General features: G+C 61.2%; 10 protein-coding genes and 1 tRNA gene. 4 read left to right on the top strand and 7 right to left on the bottom strand.

Annotated features, from left to right (window positions below):
• Positions 1–92 precede the first annotated feature (92 nt).
• The 6 genes from SYN60AY4M2_RS09780 to panB all read right to left on the bottom strand — a co-directional run bounded on the left by SYN60AY4M2_RS09780 (position 93) and on the right by panB (position 5,115).
• Positions 93–1,748, bottom strand: coding sequence for a gamma-glutamyltransferase family protein (locus tag SYN60AY4M2_RS09780; protein ID WP_099812819.1), 1,656 nt, complete (start codon positions 1,746–1,748; stop codon positions 93–95).
• Between the two features lie 37 nt (positions 1,749–1,785).
• A complete protein-coding gene (locus SYN60AY4M2_RS09775; RefSeq protein WP_011431279.1) occupies positions 1,786–2,478 on the bottom strand; it encodes an HAD family phosphatase in 693 nt (230 codons plus the stop codon).
• Between the two features lie 99 nt (positions 2,479–2,577).
• Entirely contained in the window at positions 2,578–3,240 is a 663-nt protein-coding gene (locus tag SYN60AY4M2_RS09770) for a YqiA/YcfP family alpha/beta fold hydrolase (RefSeq protein ID WP_011431280.1), read from the bottom strand.
• A gap of 14 nt (positions 3,241–3,254) precedes the next feature.
• The gene (gene secG / locus SYN60AY4M2_RS09765) at positions 3,255–3,494 is read right to left on the bottom strand and encodes a preprotein translocase subunit SecG (protein WP_011431281.1); all 240 of its coding nucleotides are present in this window, start codon (positions 3,492–3,494) and stop codon (positions 3,255–3,257) included.
• A gap of 566 nt (positions 3,495–4,060) precedes the next feature.
• Entirely contained in the window at positions 4,061–4,192 is a 132-nt protein-coding gene (locus tag SYN60AY4M2_RS14660) for a hypothetical protein (RefSeq protein ID WP_255322492.1), read from the bottom strand.
• 137 nt (positions 4,193–4,329) lie between these two features.
• Positions 4,330–5,115, bottom strand: a complete 786-nt coding sequence (gene panB, locus SYN60AY4M2_RS09755) for a 3-methyl-2-oxobutanoate hydroxymethyltransferase (protein ID WP_011431283.1) — start codon at positions 5,113–5,115, stop codon at positions 4,330–4,332.
• Positions 5,116–5,281: 166 nt separating this feature from the next.
• Between panB and SYN60AY4M2_RS14105 the strand changes: the two genes are divergently transcribed.
• Both SYN60AY4M2_RS14105 and SYN60AY4M2_RS09745 read left to right on the top strand, forming a co-directional pair.
• Positions 5,282–5,368: transfer RNA gene (locus tag SYN60AY4M2_RS14105), tRNA-Ser, on the top strand.
• Between the two features lie 227 nt (positions 5,369–5,595).
• A complete protein-coding gene (locus SYN60AY4M2_RS09745) occupies positions 5,596–6,345 on the top strand; it encodes a phycocyanobilin:ferredoxin oxidoreductase (protein ID WP_099812816.1) in 750 nt (249 codons plus the stop codon).
• Positions 6,346–6,351: 6 nt separating this feature from the next.
• Here SYN60AY4M2_RS09745 and SYN60AY4M2_RS09740 read toward each other — a convergent pair whose 3' ends face one another.
• Positions 6,352–7,179: a hypothetical protein gene (locus SYN60AY4M2_RS09740; protein ID WP_206336831.1), complete on the bottom strand. Its 828-nt coding sequence runs from the start codon at positions 7,177–7,179 to the stop codon at positions 6,352–6,354.
• Between the two features lie 452 nt (positions 7,180–7,631).
• Here SYN60AY4M2_RS09740 and prmA point away from each other — a divergent pair, with 452 nt between their 5' ends.
• Together prmA and SYN60AY4M2_RS09730 are read left to right on the top strand one after the other, a co-directional pair.
• Positions 7,632–8,537, top strand: a complete 906-nt coding sequence (prmA, locus tag SYN60AY4M2_RS09735; RefSeq protein WP_049749840.1) for a 50S ribosomal protein L11 methyltransferase — start codon at positions 7,632–7,634, stop codon at positions 8,535–8,537.
• A complete protein-coding gene (locus tag SYN60AY4M2_RS09730; RefSeq protein WP_011431287.1) occupies positions 8,507–9,325 on the top strand; it encodes a 16S rRNA (uracil(1498)-N(3))-methyltransferase in 819 nt (272 codons plus the stop codon). Before prmA ends, SYN60AY4M2_RS09730 begins: the two co-directional genes overlap by 31 nt.
• The last annotated feature ends 76 nt before the right edge of the window (positions 9,326–9,401 follow it).

Here is a 9,401-nt window from a genome sequence, read left to right as displayed (position 1 = left end):
TAAACAGAAAGATCAACTGGTAGTAATCCGTACTGAACATATTATACATTATTTTCAGTATAGTTGAGCTTATTATTGACTAGAGTCATGCTCTACCACGCCAGGGCTAGGCCATCGGCACGGGGTTCGGAAGCCGCAATGAAGTGATCCCCATCCCGCAAGAGGATCTGTCCCCGGCCAAAAAGACCGCAATCCTCTTCTGCGTCCACCACCTGCACTGCATGGCCGCGGGCGGAGAGTTCGCGCACCACCTGGGGCGGCACCGTGCTCTCCAGCGCCACCTGCGGGATCCCCTGATCCCACAGCACTCGCCAGCGGGGCGCATCCAGAGCCGCCTGGGGGTTCAGGCCGTAATCCACCAAATTCACCACCACCTGCACATGGCCTTGGGGCTGCATTGCCCCCCCCATGACACCAAAAGGGCCGAGGGGGATCCCTTCTCTGGATAGAAAAGCGGGGATGATCGTGTGGTAGGGGCGCTTGCGGGGGCCCACCTGGTTGGGATGGCCGGGCTCCAGGGTGAAACCCGTGCCGCGGTTGTGGAGAGCAATGCCCGTGCCCGGAACCAGCAGACCACTGCCGAAGCCATCGAAATTCGACTGAATCAAAGACACCATCAACTCACCATCAGCTGCAGCCAGGTAAACCGTTCCCCCCTCCGGCAGCCCTGGCTGGGCCAGGGGGATCGCCTCCCTCCCGATCAACTGCCGCCGCCGCTGTGCATAAGCCTTATCCAGCATCTGGGCAGGACTGACCCGCACATACTCCGGATCCGCCACCTGTCGGCTCACATCGGCAAAGGCCAGCTTCATTGCCTCAATCTGCAGGTGATAGCGCTCGCCGGCATCGTAGGAGATCCGACCCAGCTCAAAACCCTCCAAAAGGTTGAGCGCCATCAAAGCGGCAATGCCCTGCCCGTTGGGGGGGATCTCCCAGACGGTGTAGCCGCGGTAATCTGTATGGATGGGTTCCACCCAATCGGCCTGGTGCTGGGCCAAGTCAGCGGGGGACAGGAAGCCGCCCGTGGCCTCCGAGAAAGCCAGCAACTTCTCCGCCAGCTCCCCTCGGTAAAAACTCTCCCCACCGCTACGGGCAATCTCTTCTAGGGTTTGAGCATGTAGGGGGCTGCTCCAGCGCTCTCCAGCCCGTGGGGCACGCCCTTGGGGAAAGAAAACGGCCTTGAAGGCCTCGTGGCGGGGATCTGGCAGGGGCAAATAGATGGACTCCGCCGCCTGCCACAGTTGGGCCACCCGGGGAGAGACCGGAAATCCCTCTTGCGCCAGACGAAGGGCAGGCACAAACAGACGCTCGAACGGCAGCTTTCCCCAGCGCCGGTGCAAGGTCTGCCAAGCGGAAACTGCCCCCGGCACCGTCACCGCTAACCAATCGTAGGGGGGAATCCGCCCATGGTCCCGGTACCGCTCCGGCGTCAGGGCGGCTGGGCTGCGACCGGAAGCATTCAACCCGTACAGCTGACCCTCCTCCCCCCCCTCCCACACCAGAGCAAAGGCATCGCCGCCAATGCCATTGGAGGTTGGCTCCACCACCGTCAAAGCCACCGCCATTGCCACGGCTGCATCCACAGCATTGCCGCCCGCCCAGAACATCTCCATGCCCGCCATTGCCGCCAAAGGTTGGCTGGTGGCCACGGATCCCTGTCTGCCCATCACCACCCGTCGCCGCGAAGCAAACGGATAGCGATCCAGGGCCTGCCGCAAAAAAGTGGGTGCTGGAGTGGGTGCTGGCATATCGCTACGCGACGCTCTCGCGAATGGGCTGGGCTCCCTACACAGGCAGGTTATCGCTACGCGACGCTCTCGCGAACAGGAGTGCGGCCAACTCCGCAAAGCTGTCCACCACCACATCTGCCCCGGCGTGGCGCAGTTCCTCGGCGGTGAAAGCCGTGGTGAGGCCCACCGCAAAACAGCCAGCCCCCTTAGCGGCGCGGATCCCATGGGTAGAATCTTCAATCACCCAACACAACGCCGGATCCAACCCCACAGCGGCAGCCGTTTTCAGGTAAGGCTCTGGGTCGGGCTTGGCCCGCTGAATGTCTTCGGCGGTAATCACCGCGTCAAACCAGCGGTGCAGGTCGAAGCGCTGGAAAATCTGCGCTTGATCCCGGCGGATGGCCGAAGTGGTGACGGCCAGGGCAGAAAAGCGCTGGCGGCTGGCCGCCAAAAACTCCAGCACCCCCGGCACCAGGGGTACCTCTGCCAGCAGCTCGCCAAAAGCCTTGGCCTTTTCCTCGATCAAGCGCTGCACCAGCAGGGGCTGTTCCGCAGGCGGGGTGTCTGTCTGGTGTTGGACGAGGTACTCGAACATATCGCGGTCGGTGCGCCCTTTGAACTGCAGGGAGATGGGGGCCAAATCCAGGGATAGGTGGCAGCGTTGCAGGGCAATGGCTCCGGCGCGGGCATGGATTGGTTCCGAATCCACAATCACCCCGTCCATATCGAAGAGCAAGCCGGCAGTCACGTCAGCCTTCCCCTGTTGTAGGCACAGCACTTTGGATTGCATAGACATTATCGCTACGCGACGCTTTCGCGAATGGGCAAGCACGGGACAGGGATCCTCTTAACAACCATACTGCCCCGTCTCCATCCCCCACCCGCAGAAGCGGCTGGTGATCTGCCAGATGGGATCCAACACATCCGTCAGGGCGTGGTCACTCTCCACCGCCACCAGTTGGGCCCAGGGGCGACGGGCCACATAGTCTCGGCTGGCTTGAATGGGGATGGTGTCGTCTTGGATCCCATGCACAATTAGGGTGGGCACAGGCCGTCGCAACGCCCCATCCGGGTAGCGCTGGGCATCGGCAACAAAGCCGTACTCCAAAGGGAGAGGGCGGCCTTCTCCGTAGTGAAACACCATGAGTTGTCCGGTTCGCTGCCAAGTCTCCACCGCCTCTGCCCCCAGCCGCGGCAGCCAATGGCCCAGAAAGCCAAAGGCCGGTGCCAAGAGCACCAGACGCTGCACGCAGGGTTGCTGCTCGGCCACCCAGGCGGCCACCAGTCCCCCCAAGCTCGAACCAATAAGGGTAACGGGAGGATGGCCCATTTGCGCCAACTGCTCAGAAACCTGCCGGATCTGGCGGGTCAAGGTAAGCTGGGCAAAGTTGCCCTGGTTGAGATCGGGCACCTGCAGAGGGATCCCAAGCTGCTGCAGCCGCTGCCGGAAAAAAGTAGCCTTAGCCGATTGAGGCCCAGAGCCGAATCCGTGCAAGTAGATGACCGCCACGATGACAGGGATCCCTAGGGGCCTGTGGCTGCCGAGAGCCAGCCTGCCCCCAACACCACGCTGATGGAGAGGAAGAGGGTGGCCACCGTCCAGGTGATGCGGTTGAGGTTCTGCTCGGCACTTTTGGAGCTGGAGAACAATTGGGCCTGGCCGCCAATGCCCGCCAGCCCATCCCCTTTGGGGCTATGCAACAACACCAGTATCACCAGCAAAACGGCCGAGGCAGACCAAAGGAACTCGAAGAAGGCTTCCATCGCAGAGGATCCCACTAGGGCACGTTGCTGAAGCTATTATCGCCTGTATCTCCACCCTGGCACACCCTGCGCTCCCCTTCCAAAATCCATTAGATTGGAGTTTCAGCGTGGGATCTCTCACTGCCAACTTTTCCCTCTCTGGGGGACGTTATACAGCCGAGCCTGACCCCGTCTTGACACTTCCCCGACTAAGGGGGGGGATTCTTACGCAGTTCAAAAACGAACTTGTAAAGGCGTTGCCAAACCGCCTCTAGACAGTTCTTTCAGTCAAAGCCCCAAGGTTCTGCTTACTTGTCTGATCGCGTCAGCGGGACGGAGTCCTTGCAGGTTGGCCGAGAGGTTGGCATCTCGCAGACGCTTGCCACCGGTCGGGTTTTTCACCGTGATTAGAGGCTCGCCTGGGAACGGTACGCCTCGTCTACACTATTGGCAAGCAACTAAAGCTGCTTACGGGCTTTTCCGCTCCGCACTAAAGTACGGGGCTAGCAAGCTATCCTTCTGTATTGCTGGTGTCCTGTATGAGCTCTCTTCCGCCTCCTCTGAGCGGGGCCATCGCGTGGCTATTGCTACTCTTGCCGTTGTGGACGGTGGCCAGAGCAGTCGCGGACTTCTTGCATCAAGCTCAACAGATGCACCGCATCCCCTGCCACAAGTGCAGGTTTTACAGCGGCGATCCCCACCTCAAGTGCGCTGTCCATCCTCAGCAAGCTCTGACAGAGGCGGCAATCGGCTGCCCCGACTGGCTTCCAATTTCTGGAGATCCTCGCCAGGGGAGCGCAGTAACCAACAACTGAGCTGCCAGAAGGTGATACTTGCGAGTTTCCCAGGGGATCCCCTAAGTGGGGGGAAACAGTCTCTGATGAACATCGCCGACAAAGGCTTCCACCGCTTCTCGGATCACCTCTCGCAGGTTGGCGTAGGCTTTGGCGAAGGGCGGGATCCGCTCGCTGAGGCCGAGCAGGTCGTGGGTGACGAGAATTTGGCCGTCGCAGGCCGGGCCAGCCCCAATCCCCAGAGTCGGGATCCCGACTTGCTGGGTGATCTGGGCAGCCAATTCCGCCGGCATGTGTTCCAAAACCAGGGCAAAGGCTCCTGCTCGCTCTAGGCTCAGGGCTTCCTGGCGCAGCCGCTCCGCCTCCGAGGGGGTTTTCCCCTGCTGGCGATACCCCCCCAGTTGATGTTTGGCCTGTGGGGTGAGGCCGATGTGGCCCAAGACCGGGATCCCTCGCTGGACCAGAAAGGCCACTGTTTCCACCATGTCTGGGTAGCCCCCCTCCAGCTTCACCCCATTCACCCCTGCCTCCTTCATCAGACGTCCTGCCGAGAGGAGGGCCTGCTCTTTGCAGACTTGGTAGCTCAAGAAAGGCAAGTCGGCCACCAAAAAGGCTCGTTCTACGCCGCGGCGCACTGCCTGGGCGTGGTGGATCATCTGTTCCAGAGTCAGGGGCAAGGTGCTGCTGTGCCCCAAGCTGGTCATGGCCAGGCTGTCGCCTACTAAGATCAAGTCGATCCCGGCCCGATCCAAGATCTGCGCTGTGGCGTAGTCAGCAGCCGTGAGGGCCACCAACGGTTGACCCGCCTGTTTGGCCTGGCGAAAGTGGTGAATGGAAAGGGCAGCCATACCTCTATGATCTCATTTGCCCCGCCATTTCCGGCTGGTCGGGCCGTACCCCCCAAGGGCTTTGGCCCTGGGGTGCTTGGCCAGCTTGCATCTGCCCCATTCCACGAGAGGGGATCCGGGCAGGATAGCCCGTTTGCCGCTAAGATGGTAAAGCCCTATGCAGACTGGAAGGGTGACAGAGTGGTTGATTGTGACGCTCTCGAAAAGCGTTGTGGCCGCAAGGTCACCGTGGGTTCGAATCCCACCCCTTCCGTCCTCGATCAATCCAATGGCGCTCAACGCTGCCAACGCCCGCTAGGGTCAGCATCCGGCCCTCTCCACCTCCGCCAAAGCCCCCGGCAGCCCTGGACTGGCTGGGATCCCTCGCTTTATTAAGTCCCACCTCAGCTTCCTGAAACCTGGATCTCAGGAGGGCACCTTTGCGGATTGGCCCGGCAGGGCTTTCGAGGACTTGTCGCTTAACCGGTCTTCTTGGCTCCCATGTTCACCGCCCCTGCTCTGCAAGCGCAACTGCATCCCCTCATCCAGCGCCTTTCGGAGGCGATTCTGAGCATTTGGGGATCCCACCTCAGCCTGGCTCCCTATGCCCTGCCGGCGGAGCTGGGCTATGTGGAGGGCCGCCTGGAAGGCGAGAAACTGCAGATCGAAAACCGCTGCTACCAAGGGGATCCCTTTCGCAAGCTGCACCTGGAGCTGGCCCAGGCCGGGCAAAGCCTGGATATCCTCCACTGCGTCATGTTTCCGCAGCCGCAGTACCCGCTGCCGCTGTTTGGCTGTGACATTGTGGCCGGCCGCGGCCAGGTGAGCGCCGCCATCGTCGATCTCTCGCCGGTCACCCCCACTTTGCCGGATCCCTACATTCAAGAGCTGGAAGCCTTGGGAGCTCATCTCGCCCCTTTCCAAAACCGGCGCCAGTTGCCGCCGTGGGGGACGATTTTTTCTCCCTACTGCCTGTTCATCCGGCCCGGCGATGAGGCGGAAGCCGACCGCTTTTTGTATTTTGCCTGCCGTTACCTGGAAATCCACTGCCGGCTGGCGCAACAGATCCCCCCGCAGACAGATCCTGTCCAGATCCTGGCCCACTACCAAGGGCAGCAGCGCTACTGCAGCCAACAACAGCAAAACGACCGCACCCGCCGCGTTTTGGAAAAAGCTTTTGGCCCCGCCTGGGCCGAGCGCTACCTGAGCACCGTCCTTTTCGATTTGCCCCCCAGTCCTATGCAGATCTAGTGCCGATTAGACGGGATCCCCTTGCAGCCGCTGCTGGATGCTCAACGCCAATTTTTGCCCTAGGAACTCCGGCAGGGTTGGAGTTGCATCCGGCCCCAGCAAGTAGAAAATGAAGCGCGTCTGCTTGCGGCGGAGCATCAGATTGAGGTGAACAACGGTCAACTCCTCCTGCGCCAGAGCGGTCATCACCCGGTAAAACACGCCCGGCTGGTTGTCCACATCCACCAACAGCGTGGGCAGATGAAACACCGGGTCAAAATAAAAAGAAACCTGGGTGTCTTTCAAGCCGGCCTTGAGATCAAACTCCAGCGCCAAGGTTTCGTGAACGGGAAACACCCCCGCCAAGCACTCGTGAATAGCCCGTTCTAGGTTGAGCTTGGTCTGGGCAGAAAGGCTGTGGCCATCGCGCGAGACGGTGACGCGGATAAACACCAAGTGCGGTGAGTAGATCTGCCCGTAAAGGTGGATGCCGTGCACCGAGAGATTGAAAGCGGTGAGCACCCCAAACAGGTCGCTGAGCAGAGAAGGGCGGTTGCGATAGGCCAGACAAACCACCGTCTTGCTGCGCTCGTCCCGCATCTGTACCACGGCCTTGCGGGTTTGGTAGAGGGCATAGGCCAAGCGCAGATTTTGAGCCTGCACCTCGCTGCTGACGAACTGGCTATAAAAAGGCGGAAAGCTGCGGTTAAAGCGCTGCATGAGAGCCGTTCGCGCCAGCGGGACGGAGTGCTTGCGAGTGCTGACTGCGAGCGGCTGGGGATCCTCGTGGCCAGCCCTTTCCCCTCTGGCAAGAGGAGCCACCTTCGGCTGCTGCGCTGACTGCTCGGTTGACATCGACTTTGCCGCCTGCATTGCTTCCTCTCCATCGTTACTCAGCATGCCCCGGCCAAACCTCATCTATCAGTAAAATCACTGAGGCTGGAAAGCACGTCAACGCTGTACCCAATTCTTGTTCAATGCTTTTGGATTTAATCTATCTCACAAGGCCGAGCTGGGCATCCAAGGAACCGCTGAGGGCCATCCCCCAATTGGGGGGAAGTCCATCCCTGCGTCGCTGCCAAGCCGACGGGTGTGCGCCTTCAAATCCCAGACCAACCAGGAACAGTGGGGCAGGCTCTTAAAGCCTAAACTATGAATTGAGGGGAGAACTGCAATTTTTGATATAGAGTGCTGGATTAAGTGCTAGCCTGCTGGCAACTTGGAGCGCTATTCTGTTAGCCAAAACTTCGGTTTTCCTTAGGTTTGTTGAAGGGATCCCCGTGAGCACAACCGTTGCCGACCCCAGCCTGCTCTCGCCTGCCCAAGCGCCGGATCCCGGTGGGGCCTGGTGGGCTCTCAACATCATCGCTTCCCCTGCCCAGGAGGATCAGATCTTTTGGCGGCTGGAGAGCTTTGGCTGTCAGGGCATGGCCAGCCAGGCTCATGGCGAAGATCGAATCAGCATTCACGCCTATTTGCCCTGGTTCCGCGCCACCCTTTTGGATTTGGCCGCTCTGGCGCTGCGCCTGCGGCAAGACGCCCTTGTGGCTGGCCAGCCCATCCCCAAACTGCGCTGGGAACGCATAGAAGCGGAGGATTGGAGCAACAGTTGGAAGCAGCACTGGCAGCCCGAGCCAGTTGGGGACAAGCTGCTCATCTGTCCGGCCTGGCTGGATCCCCCCCCCCATCCCGGTCGTCTCCTGTTGCGGCTGGATCCGGGCATGGCCTTTGGCACGGGCACGCACCCCACCACCCAGCTCTGCCTGGAGGCTTTGGAGATGCGCCTGGGGGCGGGCACAGAGGGGGTAACAGTGGCCGATGTGGGCTGTGGATCGGGCATTTTGTCGGTGGCGGCGGCTCTTTTGGGGGCAAAGCGGGTGTTTGCGGTGGACATCGACCCGCTGGCGGTGCAGGCCACGCTCCACAACCGCGACCTCAACGGCCTCACCGATCGCATTGTGGTGGCCCAGGGGAGCCTGGAGCACATTCCCGAGATGGTGGACGGGCTGGTGTGCAACATTCTGACGGACGTGATCCTGGATATGATCCCAGAGTTTGGCCTGGTGGTGAAAAAGGGGGGGTGGCTGATCCTCAGCGGTATCCTCCTCGAGCAGGCCAAGTTGGTGGCGGAGATGTTGGAGGCCAACGAATGGGCGGTGGCAGCCCTCTGGCGACGGGGAGAATGGTGCTGTCTGAACGCACGCATGACCTGAGTTCTCTGCCCCGCCTGGCCATCGACCCGGCTCAACGGGATGCCGGCGGTGTTCTCCGTTTAACCGGCCCGCAAGAGCACTACTTGCAGCGGGTGCGCCGCCTCAAGCCGGGGGATCCGTTCTTGGTTTTGGATGGCTCCGGCAAGCTGTGGCTGGCCCATTGGCAGCCGCAGGGATCCCAGGTTATGGGCGAGGTGGAGGCGCTGCCGCGGGAGCTGCCCGTTTATTTGCATCTGGGCTTGGCAGTGGTCAAGGGGCCGGGGTTTGACGAGGTGTTTCGCCAGGTCACCGAGCTGGGAGCGGCGCGCATTACCCCTCTGCTGACGGAGCGCACCGTGGTGGAGCCGGGATGGGGCCGGCGGGAACGCTGGCAGAAAATTGTGCAGGAGGCCGCCGAACAATGTGAGCGGCTGCGCTGGCCCCAGGTTGATCCCCCTACCCCTTGGACAAGTTGGCTGGCCGAGCTCAAAGCCGATTGGTGGGGCATTGCTGTGGCGCGGGAGAACGCTCCCCTCCTGCTGCAAGCCCTGCCGAAGCTGAGGCTCTCGGAGAGGGATCCCGTCTTGGCGGTGGCCATCGGCCCAGAAGGCGGCTGGACGGAGGCCGAGCGCCGTCAGGCGGAAGCCCATGGCGGAGTGCCGGTTTCCCTGGGCACCACCATTTTGCGCTCCACCACCGCCGCTGTGGCTGCCAGCAGCCAAGTGGCCGCCACCTACTCCTGTTGGGGTTTAGCTCAGGCTCAGCTTGCCCCGTCGGCAATGGGGAACGCGGCTGCCGATAGCCGATAATCGATAATTGAGTTGATAGGAAAAAACTGACGCCGACCATTGGCGCAGCAAGCCGTGGTTCTGGGCGGGGGAGAAC

The sequence above is a fragment of the Synechococcus sp. 60AY4M2 genome (assembly GCF_002760375.1).
Taxonomy (GTDB): domain Bacteria; phylum Cyanobacteriota; class Cyanobacteriia; order Thermostichales; family Thermostichaceae; genus Thermostichus.
This window is presented reverse-complemented; position numbering and strand designations above follow the sequence as displayed.